This is a genomic window from Nocardia iowensis (assembly GCF_019222765.1).
Taxonomy (GTDB): Bacteria; Actinomycetota; Actinomycetes; order Mycobacteriales; family Mycobacteriaceae; genus Nocardia; species Nocardia iowensis.
This window is the reverse complement of the sequence record NZ_CP078145.1, coordinates 8602611-8627340: the sequence shown is the minus strand read 5'-3', so window position 1 is coordinate 8627340 and position 24730 is coordinate 8602611. Positions and strand designations below refer to the sequence as shown.

At 64.8% G+C, this 24730-nt stretch carries 22 protein-coding genes and 1 pseudogene; 22 read left to right on the top strand and 1 reads right to left on the bottom strand.

Annotated elements, in window-relative coordinates; translation table 11 throughout:
• Window positions 1-122: 122 nt before the first annotated feature.
• From KV110_RS39835 to KV110_RS39725, 22 genes and pseudogenes are all read left to right on the top strand, one after another.
• Complete coding sequence (locus KV110_RS39835) at window positions 123-413, top strand: hypothetical protein (protein ID WP_218472249.1); 291 nt, start codon at window positions 123-125, stop codon at window positions 411-413.
• 62 nt (window positions 414-475) lie between these two features.
• Complete coding sequence (locus KV110_RS39830) at window positions 476-790, top strand: DUF5361 domain-containing protein (RefSeq protein ID WP_218472248.1); 315 nt, start codon at window positions 476-478, stop codon at window positions 788-790.
• Between the two features lie 62 nt (window positions 791-852).
• The gene (locus KV110_RS39825; RefSeq protein ID WP_218472247.1) at window positions 853-3357 is read left to right on the top strand and encodes a hypothetical protein; all 2505 of its coding nucleotides are present in this window, start codon (window positions 853-855) and stop codon (window positions 3355-3357) included.
• Complete coding sequence (locus tag KV110_RS39820; protein WP_218472246.1) at window positions 3354-4250, top strand: phage tail protein; 897 nt, start codon at window positions 3354-3356, stop codon at window positions 4248-4250. The genes KV110_RS39825 and KV110_RS39820 overlap by 4 nt, the downstream gene beginning before the upstream one ends.
• Window positions 4250-5869 carry a Gp37-like protein gene (locus KV110_RS39815; protein WP_246634250.1) on the top strand — a complete coding sequence of 540 codons (1620 nt, stop codon included), beginning with the start codon at window positions 4250-4252 and terminating at the stop codon, window positions 5867-5869. The genes KV110_RS39820 and KV110_RS39815 overlap by 1 nt, the downstream gene beginning before the upstream one ends.
• 23 nt (window positions 5870-5892) lie before the next feature.
• The gene (locus KV110_RS39810) at window positions 5893-6933 is read left to right on the top strand and encodes a hypothetical protein (protein WP_218472245.1); all 1041 of its coding nucleotides are present in this window, start codon (window positions 5893-5895) and stop codon (window positions 6931-6933) included.
• 6 nt (window positions 6934-6939) lie between these two features.
• On the top strand, window positions 6940-8013 hold the full coding sequence (locus KV110_RS39805; protein ID WP_218472244.1) for a hypothetical protein: 1074 nt from the start codon (window positions 6940-6942) through the stop codon (window positions 8011-8013).
• Complete coding sequence (locus KV110_RS39800) at window positions 8010-9065, top strand: hypothetical protein (protein WP_218472243.1); 1056 nt, start codon at window positions 8010-8012, stop codon at window positions 9063-9065. The genes KV110_RS39805 and KV110_RS39800 overlap by 4 nt, the downstream gene beginning before the upstream one ends.
• Window positions 9066-9164: 99 nt before the next feature.
• The gene (locus KV110_RS39795; RefSeq protein WP_218472242.1) at window positions 9165-10457 is read left to right on the top strand and encodes a hypothetical protein; all 1293 of its coding nucleotides are present in this window, start codon (window positions 9165-9167) and stop codon (window positions 10455-10457) included.
• Window positions 10458-10626: 169 nt separating this feature from the next.
• Entirely contained in the window at window positions 10627-11067 is a 441-nt protein-coding gene (locus tag KV110_RS39790) for a hypothetical protein (protein ID WP_218472241.1), read from the top strand.
• A 26-nt stretch (window positions 11068-11093) separates the two neighbouring features.
• Window positions 11094-11546, top strand: coding sequence for a hypothetical protein (locus tag KV110_RS39785; protein ID WP_218472240.1), 453 nt, complete (start codon window positions 11094-11096; stop codon window positions 11544-11546).
• Between the two features lie 51 nt (window positions 11547-11597).
• On the top strand, window positions 11598-12371 hold the full coding sequence (locus KV110_RS39780) for a peptidoglycan recognition protein family protein (RefSeq protein WP_218472239.1): 774 nt from the start codon (window positions 11598-11600) through the stop codon (window positions 12369-12371).
• The gene (locus KV110_RS39775) at window positions 12371-12580 is read left to right on the top strand and encodes a hypothetical protein (RefSeq protein ID WP_218472238.1); all 210 of its coding nucleotides are present in this window, start codon (window positions 12371-12373) and stop codon (window positions 12578-12580) included. The genes KV110_RS39780 and KV110_RS39775 overlap by 1 nt, the downstream gene beginning before the upstream one ends.
• A complete protein-coding gene (locus KV110_RS39770; protein ID WP_218472237.1) occupies window positions 12581-12880 on the top strand; it encodes a hypothetical protein in 300 nt (99 codons plus the stop codon).
• Window positions 12881-12931: 51 nt separating this feature from the next.
• Entirely contained in the window at window positions 12932-13240 is a 309-nt protein-coding gene (locus KV110_RS39765) for a hypothetical protein (RefSeq protein ID WP_218472236.1), read from the top strand.
• Between the two features lie 937 nt (window positions 13241-14177).
• A complete protein-coding gene (locus tag KV110_RS39760) occupies window positions 14178-17360 on the top strand; it encodes a Tle-like phospholipase domain-containing protein (RefSeq protein ID WP_218472235.1) in 3183 nt (1060 codons plus the stop codon).
• A 42-nt stretch (window positions 17361-17402) separates the two neighbouring features.
• Window positions 17403-18320, top strand: coding sequence for an ankyrin repeat domain-containing protein (locus KV110_RS39755; RefSeq protein WP_218472234.1), 918 nt, complete (start codon window positions 17403-17405; stop codon window positions 18318-18320).
• A gap of 128 nt (window positions 18321-18448) precedes the next feature.
• On the top strand, window positions 18449-19303 hold the full coding sequence (locus tag KV110_RS39750) for an ankyrin repeat domain-containing protein (RefSeq protein ID WP_218472233.1): 855 nt from the start codon (window positions 18449-18451) through the stop codon (window positions 19301-19303).
• Window positions 19304-19456, top strand: coding sequence for a hypothetical protein (locus KV110_RS39745; protein WP_218472232.1), 153 nt, complete (start codon window positions 19304-19306; stop codon window positions 19454-19456).
• A gap of 110 nt (window positions 19457-19566) precedes the next feature.
• Window positions 19567-20592 (top strand): annotated as a pseudogene (locus KV110_RS41740) (ADP-ribosylglycohydrolase family protein).
• A 584-nt stretch (window positions 20593-21176) separates the two neighbouring features.
• A complete protein-coding gene (locus KV110_RS39730) occupies window positions 21177-21422 on the top strand; it encodes a hypothetical protein (RefSeq protein WP_218472230.1) in 246 nt (81 codons plus the stop codon).
• 283 nt (window positions 21423-21705) lie between these two features.
• A complete protein-coding gene (locus KV110_RS39725; protein WP_218472229.1) occupies window positions 21706-22788 on the top strand; it encodes a GGDEF domain-containing protein in 1083 nt (360 codons plus the stop codon).
• Window positions 22789-22842: 54 nt separating this feature from the next.
• On the opposite strand, the gene KV110_RS39720 is transcribed toward KV110_RS39725, so the two are convergent.
• On the bottom strand, window positions 22843-24678 hold the full coding sequence (locus tag KV110_RS39720) for an acyl-CoA dehydrogenase (protein WP_218479469.1): 1836 nt from the start codon (window positions 24676-24678) through the stop codon (window positions 22843-22845).
• Between the last annotated feature and the right edge of the window lie 52 nt (window positions 24679-24730).

The window sequence follows — 24730 nt, the reverse complement described above, 5'->3', positions numbered from 1 at the left end:
AAGCCCCCAGCGGTGGCGGGTTTCACACCTATGCGCAGGCCCGCCCGCCACCGTTGGGCCCTTATTTCCCAACACTTTCCACTGCCTGCGCACCTAAACGTCATGAAAGGGTCTGCGAACCAATGACTTCCCCGAAAGCTCCGATTACCCTCAACCGCCCGCTTCAGGTAAAGGACGACTTCGTCTACCGAGTCGACGGTGTCGAATTGCACCTGCCGTCCCTGTCCTACCTCAAGCCGGGCCTGATCCGCCGAATCCGCCGCCTCGGCGATGTCGACGCGATGTACACGCTGCTGGAGCTGACTTTGTCCGCCGAGTCGCTCGCCGTGCTGGATGAGATGGATCCGGATGCCTACCACGAGTTGCTCGATGCGTGGCGCACCCACTCGGGAGTCAACCTGGGGGAATCCTAAGCCTCGATGCTCTTCTCGAAGAGCATTGCGAGGCTATCGAATACGACCTGATCACGCTCGGCTTGCGATTGCATCAGCTCGGCACCGAAGTGCTCGGCTGGCGTGAGCTGAAGGCGATCATCCGATGGCTGCCCGCCGAATCCGCGCTGTTCCGTGCGATGAACCCCGACACCTACCGCTGGCAACTCGACCAGTTCTTGCTCGCCGACATCACCGATTCACTGCGCTGGCTCGTGTGGGCGAAAACCGACGACGCCAGAAATGGGCGCAACCGTCCGGAACTTGTGCCACGGCCGGGCGTGAAGTCCGATCGCGAGCGAGTCGGCACGCCCACCGGCATCGGCGAGATGAACGAGTTCCTCAACTGGGACGAGTAATTGCTCGCGGGTGTTGATCTGCGCACACGGCCGAGAAAGTAGATGCGAATGTGGAGAAACAAATGAGCTCCGATGTGCGGACTCCGCCGGACTCGAAGCGCCCTTCGGCCGCGCGCCCGCCGGTGATGGCGATGCCGGACATCCTGGCCATGGCCAATAGCGGCCAGCCCGCCCCCGGACAGAAGGTCTCGTTGCCGAGCGGGGCGGTCTGGGAGGGCGGGAAGGTCACCGGCACGTCGGTCATCACCCTCCCCGGCGACGATCCGATCCTGGTGGCAGGCGACTCGTCGGTGTCGGCGAACGGGATCACCGGCGATTCCGTCCAGATCGGTTCGCTGGCACAGGCTTTCCAGGAAGTCCTCGGTGCGGTACCGAGGTTCTTCGCCAACTGGATCGCGACAGGCGCACTCAACCGCTATGCCCCGGAGGCCAAAGACGCCAAGACCCGGACCCGGATCGTCCGGATCAGCTCGAGGGCGACACTGTCCGGTCCGGTGGGGGACCGCAACGGCGACAACGATTCCGGCGACGAGGTTGTCGATGAATCGGGTGTGCCCGGCTCGGGCATTGAGGACCGGACGCCGCAGCGATTCGCGAACGGCGGCATGGTCTCCGGGTCGGGTGGGCCACGGCAAGACAAGGTTCTCGCCCGGTTGTCCCCCGGTGAGTTCGTGGTCAATGCCGCGGCAACGTCGAACGCGTTGCCACTGCTGGCCGCGATCAATGGCGGCTGGGTGCCGTCCCCGGCCTATCTGGGCGGCATGCTGCCGGGCTTCGCCGACGGCGGCTTGGTCGGCGCCGGAGGCTCGGCGGCGCAGTCGTGGCGAGATCTGCTGCGCAACCCGATCGCCCCGGCGGGCCCGGACGCTCCATTCCGGCCGCAGGATTTCGGTCTATTCGGCTTGGTCGCAGATGTGCTGGGCGGCATCGGGAATGCCGCCATTAACGCGGGCGGCGCCACCGGTGCCGCGCTCGGTTCGATAGTCGCACCTGCCTTCGGGCCGGGCGGCGTGCTGAGCTCGGTGTTCGGGTCCGCAGGTACGGCAGGCGCCCCGACCCAGGAGTCGGTGACTCGCTCCGATCCGCCCGACCTCGGCGAACCCAATCCGTTGGGTGCCGCCATGCAGGTGCGGACGCAGGGCACGCCGGGGGCACTCGGCTTCGGTCGCGCGTACCAGGCGCCGATCGGGACCGCGTCGACCGGCAGCGAGGCCGAGTCGGTGCGCACCGGGGGCGTCAATCCATTGGGGTCACTGTCCACCGCCCTGGCGCACGGCATCGTCGGTGCGGCAACCGACGCGGGCAGCCGGGTCGGTGCCGCATTGGGCACAGTGCTCGCGCCCGCACTCGGACCCGACGGCTCGTTGGCGCCGGTAATCGGCGCCCAGCTCGGCAGCCTGATCGGCGCGAAGTTCGGCGGCAGTCTGTCCGCGTCGATGACGTTGACCGGCGAATCCGGCGGACCTGGTCTCGGTGCCAGTGGGCCGACCAGCCTCGGCACCGGGGAAAGCGGCAGCGGTGATGGCGGAAATTCGGTCGTGCCCCAGCAGACGGTTGAGAGCGCCGAAGCATCCGGTGGGGGGTCCTCGTATTCCGGTGGCGGCTCGTACATTTACGGTGCCCACCCCGCTACGGCTCAATCCCCGTCAGGTTCGTATCTGGTCCGCAACCGCCCGAACAACAACGGGCTGCCGAGCGGGCAGAGCACTGGGTCCCTCACTCCGGGCTCGAGTGACTATGTGCCGCAGGGTGATTCGCCGATCGCAGGAACTCCGGCAGTCGGCGCGGCCGGATTCGGTGCACAGTCACTGGCGCTGAGCGACGAGATCTACAACCCGTATACCAGCAGTTTCAAAGATTTCCTCAACGTCGCGGGCGGCAAGCTCGGCGGGGACGCGGCCTCCGTGCTCGCGCCGCTGCTGGGTCCGAACGGCAACCAGATCATCGAAGCAGGCGCCCAATTCGGCGCCCAGCAGGGCGACGCGCTCGGCGACCTCTACAAGAGTGTCGATCCCGAAGGCAAGTGGTCGTCGAGCATCGCCGCGGTCGTCAAGGAGTACACCGGTATCGACTGGAGCCCCACGGGCGCCCAGACGCCGACGCCGCAGATGACCCGGGATCAGCAGGCCGGCCTCGCCGCCTTGCAAGGTGGCATCGCCGGCCTGCAGCAGAACGGCCTGGTCGGCGGTATCACCGGCGCGATCAAGGGCGCGGCGTCGACAGTCGGCAGCACGCTCGGTACCGCGGCCGGAACATTGGTCGCCCCGTTCCTCGGTCCGCTGGGCGCGCTGGCTCCCGCGGTCGGCTCGATGATCGGTTCGATGGTCGCCAACACCGCCGCGGAGTTCATCACCAAGCCGATCGAAATCGTGGCCAGCGGGGTGAAAGAGGAGCTCGGCAGCGGTTTCGGCCTGACCAACCTCGCCAAAGGTCCGGGCGGTCGGACCGCCAGGGGAGACATCTACAACTTCAACGGCATGGACCCCAAGAGCGCCGCCATCGCGGTGGAGCGGGTTCGCCGGCGTCGCACGGTGGCGCAACAACGCGGAGGAGGGCTCGGCCGATGACCCACCAACTTTTGGACAACAACCAGTACACGAAGGTCGTCCTGTGGGACGTCAACGGCCGGGTGTGGCACCTGTCCGGCGCGAATGCCGGTCGGGAAGGTGTTCGGCTGTCGAACCAGACCGGATATATGTTCGCCCCGGTACAGCTGCTCGTCAACGAGGGTGCCCGCCAGGACGGCGCGACCTTCCAACGGTCGATCCGCGCGAAGAAGGAGTGGGATTTCATCGCCGTGATCTCCCCGGCCGCGAAAAGCTCTGGCGCGCACGCGGCCCGGGACTTCTTCGCCGTGCACGACGCGTGGTTCCGTGGCTGGAGTACCGACAAGCCGTCCACCATCGGGTTTTTCACCCGTCATCAGGGCTGGCGGTTTCAGCAGGTGCAGCTCGACAGCGCACCCGAAGCCGTCGGCGAGATCGATCCGGCCCGCAATGCCGTTGCGCTGTACAAGATGTCGGCGACGGCAATGGATCCGCTGGAACGGCATTTCGACGAAACAGCGGTGTGGACCAATACATTGGGCCTCAACGAGGGCAAGGTGCGGGCGCGCAATGCCGCCGACCAGCCTGCCTGGCCGCGCTACACGATGAATGGTCCAGGGCGCTGGGCGATTCTGGATCCCACGGGAGGCGACCAACCCCGGTTGGTGCATACGCCGAGGCTAACGGCTAATCAGACGCTACGGATCGATACTCATCCGCGTCACCGCACCGCTCGCTTGTACTCGGCGGGTTCGGAGAAAGTCCAGAATGTCTGGGGCCAGTTGGCCGGTCGGCGCTGGCTCGCCGCGCTGCCGCCATGGAGTGCCACCGACATCATCGTCCAGGTCGACGGCGGCAATCTGCAGTCCAGCCTGATCGTCTCGGTCACGCCGCGATCGTCGAGGCCGTTCTGATGAGCATGCCGGCATGGGACCCGCAGGGCGAAGCACTGCGAATGGACAAAGCGTACAAGGACGAACAGGACAAGCTGCGCGATCCCGACGTCCTGGTGCGCTATTGGAACAAGTGGATGCAGGAGGTCGGCGAAGAGCACAGCTACCTTTCGCTGGAATTCACCTACCCCCGCAACGCGCCCGGCGGGCTCAAGATGATCTGCCCGCGCGACATGGTCCACTTCGACCACCTCTTCAACAACGAAGACCGCGAAGACGCCACCATCCCGATCACCGTGAACACCAAGGGGTTCCGCTGGGACGGCTACATCACCAAGGCGTCGATCGTGCGGGACGAATACGGCGTCGAAACCGTCGACATCGAGGCCATCCACTGCTGGAACCACATCGCGACGATCTGTTGCTGGGCAAGCCCTTTCGCCCCGATCCTCGCCCAGTTCCCGCGGCATATGATCCAGTTCGGGCCGGTCCGCACGATTATCACCAACTATCTGACGACCAACCTGATGCGCCTGCAGGCGCCGGGTTGGGTGCCGCCTCTGCATGCCAACAAGCCGGAGTGGGGCGGCACCGGCAACCTGCTCTTCCCGATCGCTGTAGTGCCGGTGGATCCGTTGCACGACACCAGTAAATGGAGCGCGGCCTCGGCCCGCTTCGACATGGCCGACAAGCTGTTCGCTCCCATGCTCGAAGACTCCGGTGTCATGCTGACCGCCCGGTTCTTCCTGCCCGACGAAGATGAACAGCCGGCGCCGGAATGGTTCTACCTGGACCGGCCGACCGTGGTGCTGGAGACGGTGGACAAGTCCGGCGTCACCGGCCCTACGGGCACTCTGCTAGACGGAATCCGGTCCTGGATCGAGGAATTCACCGGCGACGGCACCACGCCCGTGCGCTATCCGAACCTCGACTCCGCCACCGAATACGAAGCGGTGTACGGAGAACGCCTCAGCCAGGGCACCTTCCGGAACTATCCGTGGGTCTGGTACTTCGAAGGCGAGTACTCCGGGATCGGCAAATCCGAGATCGCACTGCACAAGCCCACCGCTACCGACATCATCATCGGCGGCCGATCGCCCGGTTGGGTGAACGCGGGCATCGAATTCGTGATCAAGGGTTTGCTGTCGCTCATCGGGCTCGGCTGGCTGTACCGCGGTCAGCTCAACGACGTATTCCTCGCATGGAATGTCTACCGCAACATGGAGCGGGTAGACCGCGCAGGTCCGTACGCCTTCCGCGAGCTGTACATCTCGGGTAGCGACAAGGCATTCAACCTCGACGGCCTGGTCGCCGCCCGCCAGGGCATGCACCTGACCCGCGGCTACACCAGCAAGCGGGTGACCGTCGAGGACAACGCCCCCTACATCCTCGGTCAGGACTACGGGCTCGGCGACCAGATCGGCTTCGCCTTGGACGGGAAGATCTTCACCGATTACGTGACCGAGCTGACCTTCACCGACGACCGCGAGACCGCCGCGAAATGGCACATCGTGGTCGGCGACGGATCGGATGAAGAGGACTCGATCGTCAAGGCATGGCAGCGGCTCGGCCGCGTCGCCGCCGCGATCAAGGATCTGGCTACCGACGTCGGCGCCGATCTCGACCTGCTCATCTTCTGAGCCCTTTTCGAAGAGGAGAAACCATGGCGGACATAACTTTTCCCGCCCACATCACCATCAGGCGGGTGCCCGACGTCGACGGGCTGCCCGTCCTGGCCGCGCAGACGACCATCTCTGACGGCTCCGCGAAACTGGCCCTCCCGCCCGGCCCGCCCGGCGAGCCCGGCAGGCGGGGTCGACCACGCACCACGTTCCGGAAAATGGGCACGATCCCCAACGCGGCGGCCCGGCCGACCGGGCTGGGGCCGGAGGATCGCGGCAGCTGGTGGCATCGGCTCGACGACAACGGCATGGACGTCTGGACCGGTACCGAGTGGCGGCATTCACCGGATGCGGTCGGGCCGCAGGGACCGGTCGCCGCACCGACCACGATCACCGTCACGGAGACGAAGCACCAGGAGAACCTGACCGTAGCTGCCGTCGAGTTCACCGGGGCGGGGGCGGAGCAGAAGGTGAAGGTGACCGCCCCCGCGGGTCTGCGCGGACCGAAGGGGCCGCCGGGTGCATCCGGACCGATCATCGAATCCCCGGACTATGACAAGGTGCGGGCGCCGGGTGTGGGCAGTGTGTTCGCCTACGACCGGTCCAGCCGGAAATTCCGGTCGTCGGCCGCGCCCCTTGGGCTCGGTCCTTGGTCGTGGTACCAGGAAGACTTCGCGCCCGAACGGCAGGAGGCCACCGGCCGAGTCGAGGGCGGTACCTTCACCATTCCGCCACTGCCCTTCCGATGGCGACCCGTCGTATATGGGCACATCTACAATCGCGCGGACCCCAACCCGGAGCACTCCGCGGAAACGACCGTGCGGCTACACCATTCGCAGGGCGAGATCGTCGCCACCTGTATCGCCTCCTCCGGCGATTGGCTGTACCTGCCGGTCGTCCCGTGCTATCGCGATGGCACCACGTCGAAAGTGCTGTCGCCGACCTCGGATTTCGCGACAGTTCCCGCAGGGCAGCCCGCGAATCTGCTGGTCGCGGTCGAGAAGGTCGGCGCCGGCAGCGGCAAGATCGGATTCTCGCCCACCCGCGCATCGATCGTCGTCTTCGCAGAACCAATCGAGTGAGGTGAGATGTCTACTGTAAGAGAGTATTTCGCATCCACGCAGATCCGGGGTATCGACGAAGGTGTCGGTGCGGCGGGTGTCGTGCAGTCCATGCACGGTACGCCGCGCGACGGTTCCTTGGAACTGATGACCGGCACGCCCGGCAAACGGGGTGAGCAGGGTGAGCCCGCTCGGCCGTTCCGTTGGGAAGGTGACATCGCGGATCAGACCGCGCTCTCGGCGCTCACCCCCAAGCTGACGATGGCGCATGCGGGCAAGGCATGGCGGATCCTGTCCACCGGGGCATTGGTGTACTGGAACGGCAGCGGATTCGACGAGTTCGCCGCGGCATTCGGTGCCGCGGGACCCGACGGACAGCCGTGCACGATTACCATCGGCGCGGTGGATACGGGACCCGTAGGGTCCGAGCTCCAGGCGTCGGTGACCGGCACCCCACCCAATCTGACGCTGAATCTGACGGTGCCGCGCGGCATCAAGGGCAGCAAGGGTGAAGTCGGCGGCCCAGGGCCGATCCGCAACGCACCGGACTACGCGGACGGTCCGCACGTAGATCGCGCCGTACCGGCATGGGACCCGACCGTTGGGAAGTGGAAGCCGCGGCCGTACCCCGGCCTACGCGGACCGTGGACCATCCGCGAGGGGCGTTCCTGGGACGGTGGTCCGGGCTTCGTCGCCTCGGAGGTCGGTATCAGCGCCCCGACGAAAAACATTGCCCAGCTGAACATCCCGGCACAGGACACCGACTGGCGTCCGATAGTCAGCGGTGGTGTCGTCGTGCGTCCCGACGAGAACTGGAATCAGGTCACCACCCGTATCGATGCCGAAGTACGCATCGGCTCGGTGACCGGCCAGCTCGTCGCGCTCGGCACCGGCTTCGTGACCGGTGCCAGCACTCTCGCCCGGTTCCAGCCGCACTACGCGGTGCGCGGAATGACCCCGGACAGCACCGTTGGTGTCGTACCCGCCCGTCAGCCGGTGACGCTGCATGTATTGCTGCGCCGGTCGGGCACGGCCAACTACGACTACTTCATGGAGGACGCGTCGATCGTGTGCCTGGCCCGGCCCGTGGGGGCGCTGTGAACACCGACAACGCTGGGAACAGCGAACCGACCGTCGTCTACGACGACGACATCATGATCACCATGCGTGGGGTCGCCGACTCGATCGGATTGCCCTACACGGTGAACCCGTTCGAGTTGGTCGATCGGGAAGCTCTGATCGAACTTCGCGAAGGCAACCAGGGCGCGGTCGGGCCGGAAGGCGAGGCGGCGTGGCCCTGGTCGTGGCAAGGCGACATCGCCGATGTGGCTGCCCTGAACCAACTGAAGCTCACCACGGCGGACGCGCGCAAAGCATGGCGCGTCGTCTCGGAAAACAGCATCTACTACTGGACCGGAATGGGATTCGTCGCCTTCGACGAGGCCTTCCGCACGGTCGGTAGTCGGGGCGCGCCGAACCAGCTGACCGGCACCGCGGTCACCGGAGCCACCGGCTCGGCCGCGGCCGCCAGGATCACGGGCACCGCACCGGCTCAGCAGTTGGAGATCACCTTCCCGCGCGGTGCGACCGGTGACGTCGGTGATCCGGGGGTGAGTGGCCGGATCCGGGAAGCGTCCGATGTTCTGATCAACGAGGAACGCCCGCTCGGCCAGGACCATGTACTCGCCTGGGATGCCGCTACGCAGAAATTCCGTCCTGTACCCAGCCCGAGGCCGAACGGGCCGTGGGTGATCGGGGAAAAGCAGTTCGCTGCCGCAAACAACGTTACGGACGAGACGAAGACTCTTGCCGCTATTACGATTCCGGCGCAGCCGACGGCATGGCGCCCGCTCGTCGAGGGCGGCGTGCAGGTGCAGACGGAACAGCCGACCCGGTGCAATGTCGAGGTTCGTATCGGCAAGCCCACAGGCGATCTCGTCGGATACGGGTGGAGTCACCGAGTCCCGCGCATCAACTACGTGCTGGTCTCGCCCGGCTTCCAATATCCGACCAAGCCCGGGTCGACATACGGCGTGGTACCCGCGAACCAGACAATCACGCTGTACGTCGTCGCACACCGGGTGGAGGGCAGCGGGGGCTACAACGTCTACGCCAACTATTCGCATATCCACGTTCGCGCGCTACCTGTGTAGCCGCCGACCCATCTCCGCACCGGCTGCACAGACGGCCGCTGTCATTTTCCGCAAACCGGTACGCCGTTTGGCTGCCTGCTGTCCGAAAGGCATTGATCCATGGCCGATCTGCCCCCGTTGAAGTACGGCAAAGTCGTCGGGCGCTTCCTCGCGAACGTCCTCGACGACGGCGACGTCGGTGACACCCCCGAGTTCGTGCCGCTGACCGGCTCGCTGACCTTCACTGCCGACGCGCCGAAGGTGCTTGTCCCCGGCGCACAGTTGGGCCCGGCGACCTATGTCCAGCTGCCGAGTCACTACGAATGTCAGCTCGACGAGTGGGGTTTCATCACCTGGCGCGGTCGGCGCGGGGTGCGGCTCGTCGCACCCAGCGCTGCCACGAATCCCTCGCAGTGGACCTGGCGGGTGTCGTTCGACCTGTCCTACGACGGTGAACGGGTTCCGATGGAATCGTTCAGTTTCGCTGTGCCCGAGTATGTTCCGGGACCCGATCCGGAAAAGCCGGATACCGGTTCGACCGGCCTGGTCGATCTGACGCTGGTGTCGCCGGTGCCCGCCTCGGCCGGTAACGCCGTTGTCATGGGACCGCGTGGTGAAGGCATCAGGATCGATGGGCAGGTCGGCACCTATGCTCAGCTGCCCGCTACTCCTGTTGAGGGTGCCCAGTACGTAGTGCGGGCGGATGGGCTGCTGTACGTCTATCACGCGGCGGCGGGTGGCTGGTTGCCGAATGGGCAGGGTGTGGTCATCCGTGGCCCGGCGGGCGCCACCGAGTGGGCAGGCATCGCCGGTAAGCCCGCGACGTTCCCGCCGACCATCGGTGATACCGCGACCACCGCTGTCGCCGGTGACGACCCGCGCCTGACGAATCCGCGGCCGCCGACCTCGCACGCCCACCCGGCCAACCAGATCTCCGATTCGACCGCGCTGGGCCGTTCGTTGCTGACCGCGGCCAACGCAGCGGCCGCTCGCACGGCGATCGACACGATCGCCAGCACGGATACCCGGCTGGCCGACGCCCGCACACCCACGCCGACCGGGCAGATCTATGACATCGCCTTCAAGTCGCACAGCGGAATTCGGGCCGCCGGTCCCGGCAATGTGATGCCGGAGGGGCTGCGGATCGAGCGCAAGATCGCGGTCAGTTCGGTGACCTACCGAGGCGAAACCGCAGGCACCGCAAACCTAGTCGTCGAACTGCGAGTGAACGGCACGACGGCGGTGACGGGGTCTTCGGCCACCATCACCCCGGCGAATCAAGTTGGGGATACCACGATTCCGCTGAACTGGACCTTCAACCCGGGTGACCGGGTCACCGTCTCGATCACCACGCTGGACACCGGCACCGGCAAGGGTTTGCAGGCCAGCCTCAAAGGAGTGACCGTCGCATGACGTCGATGTATGTCGGCTGGCCGAGGTCCGCCGAACCGCCCGTCAATGAATTGCCCGTTTCCGTCGGGTCTGGTGCGAGGCCGAAGCCACCGGAACCGCCCGTAGAGGACCCCGCCGCTGTTGAGCCCGAAAGCGACACGGCCGCTTCTCCTTCGGCCGAGTCGTAGCGATGCCGTTCATCGTTGCGGCCGGCGTGGCCGAATCCGCGGTGCCGATGGGCATGAACAAGAACGGCAATCAGTCGGTCGCCGGTGGTAGCTCGAACGTCAGGCTGACGGACTGGGTCGTTCGCAGCGGATTCGGCGACACCGTCATCAGCGCGAATCACGAACTGGTCGCCAGCGGCCCGGCAACGGTGACCGTGAAATGTCGCCTGGAGGTGTCCGGTGACCTGTCTTTCAACGAGTCGCGGAGCTTCGACGTGATGCTGAACAACGACCCGGCCAAGACGTTCACCAGCGCCGTCACCTCGGTGATCATCCCGGACACGACGTTGACCCTGGCGCGCGGCGACCGGATATGGCTGCGAATGACCGGTTCGAAGTTCAACTCGTACCACACCACTGTCGCGGGCGGAGTGAACAGCTACCTCTACTTCAGCCCTTCCTGAATCCCTCATCGCTTGCGGAGAATCTGATGCCATTCGTCATCGTCGCTGAAACACCAGGCTTTCTGCCGGTCCGTATGACCAAAAACGGCACCCAGCCGATGCCCGAGGCGTGGAGTCAAATCACGAATTGGATTCCTGACACGGGTGGGTATCCGGGCTCCGTCGTCGTCGGAGCGAACAATGAGGGCCTCAAGGCGCTCGGCGACCAGAAATCCGCCTCGGTGGCTGCCTCGATTCCCTTTACGGGCGCTACCAACGGCTTCGGCGGCAACACAAAGTTGCAGGCTCGGCTGCGGGTCAATTCGGCGATCGTCGCGACCACGGATCCGCCGCTGGATGGGCCGTCGGGCACCTTGGCGGTCAGCGCGACCGTCGATATCGCCGCGGGCGATGTCGTGACCGTGGAGGCACTCTCTTCATTTTCCGCGGGCGGGGCGGCGGGGGCCGTCTCGGCCGGCGCGTACGTGCGGATTCAGTGATCCGCATGTAAAAGCGCTGCGGCACAGCCTTATTAAGAAAGAAGGACGACTATGTCTTGGACCGGTGATCCGGTATGGCTTGCGGACGTGCTCCGCGAGGAGGGTCTGCGGGTCGTCGAATTCCCCGGGTGGCGGGAACGTGGCCACGGGGATTTCGGTGACATCTGGGGCATCGTTGCCCACCACACCGGCAGCTCGCATTCGCCGCCGAGCGAAATCGCTTACGGCGTACCTGCTTTGGCGGGGCCGCTATCGCAGATTCATCTGGCGCAGGACGGCACGGTGACCGTGGTCGCGGCCGGGGTGGCCTGGCACGCCGGTGCGGGTTCGTGGCCTGGCCTGCCGGAGGACAACGCCAACTTCCGCACCATCGGTATCGAGGCCGTCAACAACGGCACCGAGGGGTGGTCGGACGCGCAATACGACGCCTATGTGGGCTGCTGTGCGGCAATCCTGCGCAAGCTCGGCCACGGGGCCGATCGCGTGATCGGCCACAAGGAATGGGCCGGACCCAAGCAAGGCAAGTGGGACCCCGGCGGCATGGATATGGACCAATTCCGCGCTGATATCGCGGAACGAATGAAAGGTGGTGCACTGATGGCACTTTCGGATATGGAGCAGCGGGAACTGCTCGACAAGCTGCGTCGGGTGCACTTCGAGCTCACCTACGGCTTCCAATCCCGCGTTGCCGACTCGGAATACCGCGACACGGTGGCCGGCTATGTGCTCAACTCCGACGCCGCGGACTTCCGTAACGAGCAGCGTCTCAAGGCGCTCGAACTCAAGCTCGACCGGCTGCTCGATGCGGCGGAAGGGCGGATCTGATGACCGGCTACCGGATTCCCGAGCCCGCCCTGATCCGTTCGGTACTCGTCGCCGTCACCGGGGTCATCGCCTTCGTCCTCGGCCACCAGATCGATACCGCGTGGATCGAAGCCGTACTCGCCGTCTACGGCCTGCTCACCCCCGTGCTCGCCGGCCTGCTCATTCGACCGGCGGTGACCCCGGTCGACCGGCAGGAAGGCAGGCTATGAATGACCCAGCACTGGATGAATCCCGAACTGGTGCAGGCGTTCGGGATCGCGGTCGCCACCGTCATCGGGGCGATCACCGCCTGGCAGGCGCGTGAGGTAGGCAAACTCCGCACCCGCGTAGACATCCTGGAAACCCAAGCGGCAGACGACAAGAAGCGCTTCCGCGAAGCGATCCGCCTGATCCGCGCCCTCCAGCAACACATCGACGAACTGCGCGGCTTCCTCCGTCTGCACGTCCCCGGCCAAGAGCCGCCGAAGGCCCGCTACAAAATCCCATCCTCGCTCCAAGAGGAAATCTGAAGCAGGACAACCCCGCCGACCACGGGCGACCGCACAGAAAGCTGAATACCCATGCCTGAAACGTTCATGGTCGTAGAAGTGCAACCCACCCTCTACGGCGACACCATCCACATCCCCGGGTTCAAGCGAATCCAGGAAGTCGAATGCGACGAGCGGTCCAACACCGTCCGGCTGGTCATTCGGTACGACAACAACAGCGTCGAAGTGCACAAGCTTCGCATCGGCATGGGTGGTGACGAGTTCAACGGCTACTGGGAACTGGGTGTAAAGCGCCTGCGCGACGGCCACCAAATCCTCTACTACGAGCACAAGGTTTACCGCAACGGTACGTGGATGGCAGTCGACCCGCCTGCGGCGTAGGCACCGATCGCGGATCCCCCCGACGGTCGACGTCCACATCTGAATATTGCCGAAACGATCAGCGGCCCGGAGTGTTCCGGGCCGCTTTGTCGTCTTCGCGGCCCGCCGTGACCGGCTGCCCTTCCCTCAAATCCTGATTGCGATCGAGGTCCGTTATGGCGAGTGGTTCGGCTTGGCCGACGCAAACCGAGGTGGCGCCGTGGGCGTCGGCGCGTACCGCGCACCTGGCCTCGTTGTCGGCAGGCGGTGTGGCCGGCGCGGTGGAAGACACTCTGCGCGGCATCGAACACAGCCGACCGCGACTGACCGCTTTCCGCGCGCGTCCACGCCGCAGTTCTCCAAGCGGTACTTCCAGCGCTCGTGCTCAGTCTTACCGCGCGATGTGCGTCGGTGCTGGTGCCGTCGAGTCGGTTCTCAAGCAGCCGTGTTGGTCTGCGCGTAGCGCCAGGCCCGTGTCGTCGCGCGTTCCAGCAAACGATCCGATCCGGATCAACTGAAATACCGCCGCGGACCTGGAAATTCGAGCTGCCGCGACATACCTACCTCCGTTCTGTGAGTCGAGGACCTGCGCCCTTTCTCGAACCAATCGACGTATTGAGGTGCCGAAATGGCGAATCATGATTCCGTATGGCCACCGCTGGACGGTGTTCCTACCTGGGTCGGCGCCCGAGCTGCGAGCTTGTCGTCACTCACGAACAGCCTTGTGGCATCGGCCAATTCGTCCGACGAGCGGTTCGGGGGACGGGTCTTCGACTTTCACCGGATGACTCCGTCGAGCGCTGGCCGGCAACTGGATCGGATCTTTACCGGTACCGAGATGATGGCGTCGGCCCGGGCATCGGCAGCGTCGGAGTTGTCCACAGCGGCAGCGCCTTTCGGTGCGCCTGGGGATGTTTCCGGCCCACCCCCGGAACCGCCGGCGCATACGAGACCGGCGGTGCCCGGATTGATCAAGCCGGTGAGTCTCGAGCGGGGGCTGGGCGCGCCGGACCCGCAGACGGAAGAAGAGCGGAATCGGCGAAACGAGGCGGATCGGGAGTACTGGCGGCAGCGTGCTGAGCAGGGGAGGCAGATGTCGCCGGAAGCTGTTCCGCCGCAAGGCCCGGCGGCCAATGCGGCTCCGGCGGGACCGCAATCGGTGCCGACCACTACGGTCCCGTCGCCACCCGCCGCCCAGCCGGACCAGACAGTCAAGGACAAGCCTGCCGCCGACAAGCCGGCGGACAATCCGCAGCCGACGATTCCGATCGAGGGGCCGGCAGATCGGCGGGCACTGGAGGGCCTGCAGCCTGGGCAGAGCCGGGTGCTGCCGAGCGGCGTGACCGCTACCGCGGGCCCTGACGGGACCACCTCGTTCGCGACTGTTGACCCGAACACCGGGCACGTCACCACCAAGACCTTCGACAAGTACGGGTCGTGGGTCGCCACCGCTGAAGCGGATCTCGTAGCGGGAACCGGCGGGCTGAGCCGGGATACCACGATCACCGATCGTCACGGTGTCAGCAAGGTCCGTTCCGTCGACGACGGTTACGGAAACATCGTTACCTGGACGGCGAATCCGGATGGTTCGCATTCGGTGCAATACGCCAACGGCCTGATCGTCAAGGAACCGGCACCAGGGTCGGCGACCCGCCCGGAGGTCGTTCAACTGTCGCCGGACGGTCTCGGCGGCGTATTCGCGACCGTCGACGCGGACGGCAATCCTGTCATCGGCGAATTCCAGCCCAGCCGCTTTGGTCCGCCGCTCACCAGGATTATCGATCCTGACGACCCCGAGGGCCAGCGCACCAAAGCCTGGATCCTGGCAGTGCCGGGCCCGAACGGGATCTCGAGCATCGTCGAGGACGAGAACGGCGTCACTGTCATCGACCCGGACGGCACTCGGACACCAGTCAATTCGCGTTTCATCGCGCCGCCACGCCGAACCCACGCCAACGAGATGTTCGATGCATCGCTCGGCCGTTGGGTACCGGCGCCACCGGCCACTCCGGCCGGGTTGCAACCTGACAAGTCAGCCCCCGCATGGGTTTACGCGACGGGCCCGGCCGAGCTGATCAATCGTCTCGGCACGACGGAAGTCCGCCTGCCCCAGGGCGGTTCGGACGGCGGCGACCGCCCGTGGACCGATGTGCGCATCCTCGACGCGGCAGGTCGCGAACTCGCCCACTACAGCGAGTGGGGCAATGGCAACAAGACCTACCGGCTCGGCCTCGACCACACCGTCACCATCGGGCCCGACGGCAACGTTATCGATCCGAAGCACATCGATCGCTCGCCGCTGTTCAACATTCGCGATTACCACAAGGCCGACGGTTCGATCGTCTTCACCGAGTCCAACACCCTGGGTGTCGACCTGCCGCGGATCGCGCTACCGCCAGGCGTTCCCGGAAAGGGGTTGTACGCCTACGGCGATCGTCTGATCATTCAGACGAACGACGGCGAATTCCATTGGGTCGACCCGACTCCCGAAGCGCCGACCACGGTGCTGCCTGCCGAGCGCAGTATTCATCGGCCGTGGAACTACCGAGACGCCGCGGGCAACCCGGCACCGGCGTTCCAAGACAGCGACGGAAACCACCACTTCAATGTCAACGGCCAGGAGGTCGTTTTCAGCCCTGACCAGCGGCAGGTGATCGACCAGCCGAACTCGTTGCGGCCCAGTGGAACTGGCGGTCTATATATCGACGACCGTGGGCCCGGCGGTTTCAATATCGGGGTCAAGCGCCTACAGGTGCCGCCCGGTGTACCCGCGATCGGACTGTGGGAACTCGATGACGGTCGCCTCGTAATCCAAGACCGCTTCGGCGGCAACCACTATGTGGCCCCCATCCCCGCGCCGGCACCACAAAGCTTGGGAGGGGCACTATCTGGGCTTGCCCTGAGCTTGGCGGGCACTGTGGGCCCCCGCGGCGGTGCCAACCGACCGAAGATCGATACGCTCCCGCGCCCCACGAATGTGAATACCGAAGGATGGTTCGGTCCGGGCAAGCCCGCTGTCACGACCCCGACGAAACCGACGCTTGCGGAGCAATTCCGCGGTTGGTTGCCGTCGAACGGCGGCGGACGCGTCGGGGACGAAGCGGTCGGACCCGTTAAGCCATCGCCGCAGGAACGGGTCGGCACGTCACGTGTGCCCGATCGGCAGAATCCGCTGTTGCAGGTCGAAACCAGGGTACGGGCCGAGGAGACGACGGTCGGTCCGCCCCGTCCTCGGGTCAACGCCCGCACGTCGTCCGAGGAGCCGCAACAGTCTGGACCTGCTCAGCCGCCACGGCCGCCCGGCAACGATACAAATGGCGGAAGTGCCGGTGGCGACGGTGGCGGACCACGCGGCCCACGCGTCGGCGGGCATGGCGGCGCCGATGGTGAGTTGCCTTGGCGGCGCGTCATCACCTACGCGCGGTTGGCCAAGGACGTCTACAACACGGTCTCTACGGCCAGGATCGGCGGCTATAAGCGAGTACAGGTCGAGGAGCTCGCGACTACCAGAGCGAAGCCAAAATATTTCAATACCAACAGTGGGTTGGTTGCGGCGCTCTACCGGAACCGAAGAGGTGATCTCGTTCTCGCCTTCAAGGGGACAACGCCCACGAAAATGGCTGATTTGAAGGCAGACGCCCAACAGGCCACCAAGGGTGAGACCGATATGTACGACGATGCGATCACCCTCGCCAATCGAGTAAGGAAGTCCTACCCCCGCAGCAACTTGGTAATCGTCGGACACTCTCTCGGCGGTGGTCTCGGCGGTGTGAGCATACTGGCGACAGTTGGTACGAAAGGAATCACGTTCAACGCGGCAGGTGTGCACAACAACTACATAAGGTTGCTGACTGGTCGGGATCCAGCCGAGGTGCGCACCGAATTGGCGGAGACCGGCAGGATACTCAACTATGTGGTGAAGGGTGAGTTGCTCACCGGTTCGCAGGAGGGGCAGAAGGTGGCTCGGACTATCCGATTCCTTCAGGGCAGGTACGGCCCGGAGGCGTTCCCGGAAGCGTTGGGCCGCACGATAATTCTCGAACCGGAGCCGGGCATGTGGTCTCTGAAACGTCACTTGATGGACTCCGTCCTGACGGCACTGTACAGATATCTGGAAGACGGCAATGATGGCGACTCGTGAGCAGGTGCCGTGGGTGTTGTGCCAGCGGGAAGGAAGCGAGAGATGAGCAATTTTGCCGAGGGGTTCACCGACCCTGGAGTGTCGAAGTTGGCCGCGGCGGTGGTCGAGGACAATGTCGGGAAGGTGAACGAGCTCTTGGCAAAGGGCGCCGATCTGAGCGGCGTCGGCATCTGTGGGTGGAACGTGCTGATGCTGGCGTTGGCGGCGCGGAAGCGTGCAGCGTTCCGTGCATTGCTCGATGCTGGTGTCGATACCACACATCGGGATGAGGACGGTGCGACAGTCCTCCACTTCGCGGCCAGGATCGATGATCCGTGGTACATGCAGACGCTGCTGGAATACCCGGTCGATGTCAACGTCACCGATCTGGACGACGGGGTGACCCCGCTCATTGCTACGAGACGGAACTACGAGCAGTTCCAGATGCTTCTGGCGGCCGGAGCAGACCCGAACATCCCTGACCTCAGCGGTGACACCGCCCTACACCACGCTGCGATGCTGATGCTTTACCGGCAGATATTGGATCTGCTGGAAGCAGGGGCAGATCCCACCAGCAGCAATGGCGATGGCGATACCTTCCAGGACTATTTGAACAGCATCGATCCTTTGGATCAGGGGCCGGAAATGCGGGAGGAGCGAGCCCAGATCACGGCATGGCTGCAGGAGCACTCCATCCCTGTCGAACCACTTCCGGAGGAAATAATCCAGGAGCGGTCATCTGGTGCCCGGCACCGTGCCGTCGGTCATATCGGCGACGGGGCAGGCGGCTGGACCCCAACGTTCACGATCGATTCCAGCGAGTTCGACGATGTCATCGAGTTCGGCAAGGCGATCGAGTCGGCCCTGAACGAGCTACAGCAACACAACATTCCGGCCAAGGTGGTGCAAAGACGTTACCCCGCAGGCGATCCCATCTTCAGCCTGCCGTCCTGGGAGGAATACCGCAGTCGAGCGGATTAGTTCAGTCACGATAGTCCAGAGTTATCCGCGGACGACGCGGTGTTCAGCCTGCCCACCCAGTCGGAGCATCAATGAGCGATTTTGCCGAGGGGTTCACCGACCCCGGTGTGTCGAAGTTGGCCAGAGCCGTGGTCAAGGACGATGTCGGGAAGGTGAACAAGCTCTTGGCGAAGGGCGCTGATCTGAGGGGGGTCGGCATCTGTGGGTGGAACGTGCTGATGCTGGCGTTGGCGGCGCGGAAGCGTAAAGCGTTCCGTGCGTTGCTCGATGCAGGTGTCGACACCACCCACCGTGATGAGGACGGCGCGACTGTCCTGCATATCGCGGCGCGGATCGAAGATGCGTGGTATATGCAGACTTTGCTCGAATACCCGGTCGATGTGAATGCCATCGACCCGAGTAGCGGGGCGACTCCGCTCGTTGCGGCCAGGGGCAATTACGAGCAGTTTCAGATGTTGCTGGCCGCCGGAGCCGATCCGAATATTCCCGACCTCTCCGGTGGCACCGCGCTGCATCACGCTGCAGAGCTCGCGCGGTATCAGCAGGTATTGGACCTTCTCAACGCCGGGGCGGATCCGAATCGTGCCGACGAATCGGGCAGGACATTCCAGGGGTACCTGCACCGCCCTGACCCGCTGGACCAGGGCACTGAGATGCGGACCAAACGCGCCCAGATCACGGCATGGTTGCGCGACCACGGCATCCCTATCGAGCAGGTCCCGGAACACATCGCCCGGGCACGCGCCGCCGGTGCCCGGCACCGTGCCGTTGGTCATGTCGGCGACGGGGCAGGTGGCTGGACCCCGGCGTTCACGATCGATTCCAGCGAGTTCGACGATTTCATCGAGTTCGGCAAGGCAATCGAGTCGGCCCTGAACGAGCTACAGCAACACAACATTCCGGCCAAGGTGGTGCAAAGACGTTACCCCGCAGGCGATCCCATCTTCAGCCTGCCGTCCTGGGAGGAATACCGAAGTCGGTAGGTGGTGAGGTTCGGCTGGAGCGGGCACACGGTGTTCCGTAGCGGGCCGGTATGGCCGGACAATCTCATGGCGGACCTGGCCGTGATGCTGCGGGTGGTGTGCGAAGTCGGCATGGGGGTGCCTGATTGGGTTGTGGATATCGGCGCGCGGTGAGTTCGAACGACGCGGAGGTTGCGGGTAGCTCGCAACTCGCCAATCAGAGCGCGGCTCAGGTTTATTGGCCAAGCGCGTGCGCACCTTGCTCATGAAGGGCTGATTTGAAAATGAGGGCTGCCCGAATGACCGCATTTGAATTTCGAGCAGATAAGCGATCCGACGAATTTCTCCGTTCCATCGCTCGTAAGATGATGGAGAAGTTCGGCATCGCTAAAGATGAAGCGATCGTAAGGATAAATGCCAGGTTCGGTGGTCAAACGCTGCGGCGTTTCGCGTCGCTGCGCGGGCTGGCGCTGGGGGATGCGTTCGGGTCGTGCTATGCGGATCCGATCAATCAGGCTGCGCTGCGGGATCGTTCGTTGTTGCCTGGTCCGTGGTTGTGGACCGACGATACTGAGATGGCGTGCTCGACTTTTGCCGTGCTCGGTCGGTACGGGCGGATCGAGCAGGATGCGCAGGCGGAGTCGTTTGCCCGGCATCACGATTTTTACCGCCGGTACGGGCCGGGGACGAACCGCATTCTGCGACTGATGAGCTAGAAGGGCGGTGATTGGCGGACGCTCGCAGCCGAGGCGCGGAACGGGCAGGGGTCGTGGGGCAATGGCGCGGCTATGCGGGTTGTGCCGTTGGGTGCCTACTTCGCTGATGATTTCGGCAGGGTTGTGCGTGAGGCGGCAGCATCGGCGGAGGTGACCCACCTGCACCATGAGGGTGTTGCCGGTGCCATTGCCGTGGCAGTCGCTGCGGCACTTGCGGTTTCGGATCAGGACAGGCACGGTACTGCCTTGCTGGACGCGGTCGCCGAGTGCACTCCGCCAGGTCTCGTCCGTGATGGCATCCTCGACGCGAGGACCATGCGTGATGCGGGAGCGGCCGCCGCATTGGGTAACGGGCGTGCGGTATCCGCGCCGGACACAGCTCCGTTCTGCCTGTGGATTGCTGCCCACTTCCCTGAAGATTTCGGTGCGGCATGCTGGGCGACCGTTGCGACCGGCGGTGATGTCGACACGACCGGTGCCATCGTCGGCGGCATCCTCGCTGCCCGCCTTGGCATTTCGGGTCTGCCTGCGGAATGGCTCCACCGGTGCGAACCACTGCCGATGTGGGTTTCGGGTGGGAGTGAGCGAACGTGACAAGACTTCCCTGTGTGCTGCGTCGTCCGAGGGGCATCGCGGTCACTGGTAAAGCTATCCTGGTGGCGGACGAGCACGGAATCGAGCGGCTGCAACACTGACCCCGGAGTGGATCGGTGCCGCTTGGTATTGCGGGCGGTATTCGGCGGATCGCCCACCGTCGTTACATTCATTCCGTATGCAATGAATCACAACTTAGCCGTTGGATTGCTGGGAGTGTTCGATTCTCGGGGTGGATGAATCTTCAAGGATTAGTTGGTGTGCCAACTATTTGCTGGCACAACTGTCCAGTCATCGATTTGGTAATGCCGAATGACTATCACCCTGTCTGAAGCGCTGGATATCAGCGTCGATCCCGCGTGCCCTCAAGCATGTTGCCGGTAAAAATTGGGGCACAACCTGGCAATATCCAGCTCACATCGTGAAAGTTATCCTGCCCTCATCATGCAATCATCGAGCAATCAATGGCGGAAATCCGCGATGGCTGAACGGTCGCTGGGAACTGAATGGGAGTGGTAGAACTAGCTGCGGCCGATGCCAATGGGGTTTTCGGCTGAAAGAGATTCTGTAAAGGAAGCAGCTAAATGAGCAGAATGCGTGTGTTCGGGGTCGTGCTGGCGGCGGCGGCCGGTGTTGTCCTCGCCGGGTCGGGTATCGCGGGTGCGGCACCGGGCATCGCCCTGGAGCCGGGGACCAGTGTGCAGCCGGTGGTCGCCCCGGGCGAGCCGGATCCGACCGGTGGGACCGGCTCGAGCAAGGCGGTTGTCGACGTCATCAAGGCACTGTCCACCGGTTCCAAGGGTGCCCAGCCGGCACCGACCACCCCGTAGGTAGCCGATAACTACAGCCCCGCATAGCGCTGGGGAGGACGGCGGGGCGTCCTGAATTCCGCGAAGCGGCCCGGAGCGATCCGGGCCGTTTTGTGTTTGATCAACTCGGCATCGTGCCTGTTCAGCCGTAGTGCGCGGCCATCGCCCGGTGTGCTGACCAACACATACACCCCCGTTCCGCGCCAGCCATACACTTGGGGCAATCAGCTGGTGGGATTCCGATGGCGAAATCTCGCGCTCGGCGTTTGTGCAGGAATTGACCCCTCTGCGCTAGGTGGTGGCCGTGGCTCATGGTCGCGTGATGCTCGAGGCTTGGTGGGCCGATCCGGCCGACTACAACTGGCTGGCGCGCGCCCTCGATTCGCACGCCGCGGTGCGCTGGTCGAAGGTGGTTGTCGGCGCGGGCGGGCTCGTATTGGCGGGCATCGCCATGCTGGCGTCGTCGGCCGACACAGGTCCGCCAGGGCGGCCTGGTCAGGCGCTCGACTGGATTATCACCGCGTTCGCGCTGTTCTGGGCCGTGCGGTGGTGGTTGTTCCCGTGGCCGAGCCGGACCGAATCCGTCGCGCTCTTCGCCGCCGCGGACCTGTCGATTACGGTGGCCTGCCTGCAGGAATCGAACCGGGTGTACGGCGCGCTCGGACTTGTCCTGCTGGTCATTACCGGCGGCTATCTGGCGGTTATGCACAATGCCAAGGTCCTGGCCCTGCATGCGGGCTGGACGATGTTTTCGGTCATCGCGCTGACGTCTCGCATAGTCGCCGTGGGTGGCGATCCGATGGTCGCGCTGGCGATCGTGCTGATCTCGGTGGCCGCGGGCGTTGTGCTGCTGCCTTCGATGCAGTTCTGCTACTGGGTGCTGCGCTTGGACGCGGTGACGGATCCGTTGACCGGGCTGTTGAATCGTCGCGGGTTGGAACTGCACTTGTCGAAGTTGGTCGCGTCCGGTCGTCAGTCCCCGGCCTGCGCGATCGCGCTCGATCTCGACCGGTTCAAGGACATCAACGACCGCTTCGGTCACGGGGCAGGCGACGAGGTGCTGGTCCGGACGGCGAAGCGGCTGCGCCGCGCGGTGGGCTCCGAGCTGGTGGTCGCGCGGACGGGCGGCGAGGAGTTCGTGATCTTCGGCCACCTGGCGGCACAACAGGCCCGGACCGCAGCGGAGTTGGTCCGCCTGACCATCGCCGAACCGGCGGAGCCGGTCGCGGTGACCGGGAGCATCGGTGTCGCGGTTTTCGACGGGGTCTGCGATGCGCCGTCGCCCGCTTATCTGCTCGAGCGCGCCGACGACGCGATGTATCGAGCCAAACAACTCGGCGGCAATCTGGTCGTCGTCGACGAACTCGTCGAATCCAACGCCACCTGACAACGAAAACGGCCCGGAGCGATCCGGGCCGTTTTCGTGATTATCGCGACAGGATCAGAACGCCGCTTCGTCGAGCTCCATGATGTCGTTGTCCAGGTTCGACAGCACGGTGCGGACCGCGGTCAGTTCCGGCAGCATGTTGCGCGCGAAGAACTGCGCGACAGCGACCTTGCCCTGGTAGAACGACTCGTCGGCACCGGAGGCGCCATTGTCGAGCGCCTTGATGGCGATCTCGGCGTGCCGCAGCAGCTGCCAGCCGATGAGCAGGTCGCCCACCGCGAGCAGGAAGCGCACCGAACCCAGCCCGACCTTGTACAGCTCCGACGGGTTCTCCTGCGCACCCATCAGGTGCCCGGTCAGCGTCGCCGCCATGCTCTGCACGTCCTCGAGCGCGGTGGCCAGCAGCTTGCGTTCGCCCTTGAGCCTGCCGTTGCCCGCCTCGGACTCGATGAACTGCTGGATCTGGCCCGCCACATGCGCCAGCGCCACGCCGCGGTCACGCGCGATCTTGCGGAAGAAGAAGTCCTGCGCCTGGATCGCGGTGGTGCCCTCGTAGAGTGAGTCGATCTTCGCGTCGCGGATGTACTGCTCGATCGGGTAGTCCTGCAGGAAGCCCGAGCCACCCAAGGTCTGCAACGATTCGGTCAGGTACTGGTAGGCCCGCTCGGAACCGACACCCTTGACGATCGGCAGCAGCAGGTCGTTGACCCGGTCCGCCAGATCGGCGTCGGCACCCGAAACCTGCTCGGCGACATCGGGATCCTGGTGCGCGGCGGTGTACAGGTACACCGCGCGCAGGCCCTCGGCGTAGGCCTTCTGGCTGGCCAGCGAGCGCCGGACATCCGGGTGATGGGTGATGGTCACGCGCGGCGCAGCCTTGTCGGTCATCTTGGTCAGGTCGGCACCCTGGACGCGCTCCTTGGCGTACTCGAGGGCGTTCAGGTAGCCGGTCGACAGGGTGGCGATGGCCTTGGTGCCCACCATCATGCGTGCGTTCTCGATGACGTCGAACATCTGCGCGATACCGTTGTGCACCTCGCCGACCAGCCAGCCCTTGGCCGGAATGCCGTTGCCGCCGAAGGTGACCTCACAGGTGGCCGAGACCTTCAGGCCCATCTTGTGCTCGACACCGGTGACGAAAACGCCGTTGCGGTCGCCGAGTTCGCCGGTCTCGTGATCGAAGTGGAACTTCGGTACGAAGAACAGCGACAGACCCTTGGTGCCCGGACCCGCGCCCTCGGGGCGCGCCAGCACCAGGTGGATGGTGTTCTCGAACATGTCGTCGGCATCGGCGGAGGTGATGAAGCGCTTCACACCCTCGATGTGCCAGGTGCCGTCTTCCTGCTTGATCGCCTTCGTGCGGCCCGCGCCGACGTCGGAACCCGCGTCGGGCTCGGTGAGCACCATGGTGGCGCCCCAGTCGCGATCGATCGCGATCTTGGCCCACTTCTTCTGCTCGTCGGTGCCGTTGTTGTGGAAGATGGTGTTGAAGCCGGGGCCGGCGGCGTACATGTACGCGGCGGGCTGCGCGCCGAGGATCAGCTCGCTGATCGCCCAGTGGATGGTGCGTGGGACGCCGAGTCCGCCGAGCTCCTCGGGGATGCCGAGCTTTTCCCAGCCACCTTCCTGCAGGGCGCGGAAGGACTTCTTGAACGACTCGGGGATCGAGACGGTGTGCGTTTCCGGATCGAAGACCGGCGGGTTGCGGTCGGCGTCGGCGAACGACTCGGCGAGCGGACCCTCGGCCAGGCGACGCACCTCGTTGAGCATCTCCTTGACGGTGTCCGTGTCGAGGTCGCCGTAGGCGCCGCTGTCCAGGATGGAACCAAGGCCCAGGACCTCGAAGAGGTTGAACTCCAGGTCGCGGACGTTGCTCTTGTAGTGACCCATGTCAGTACTCACTCTCCGTTGAGTTGGTGCGGTCGGTTGGTTGGCCGTTCCC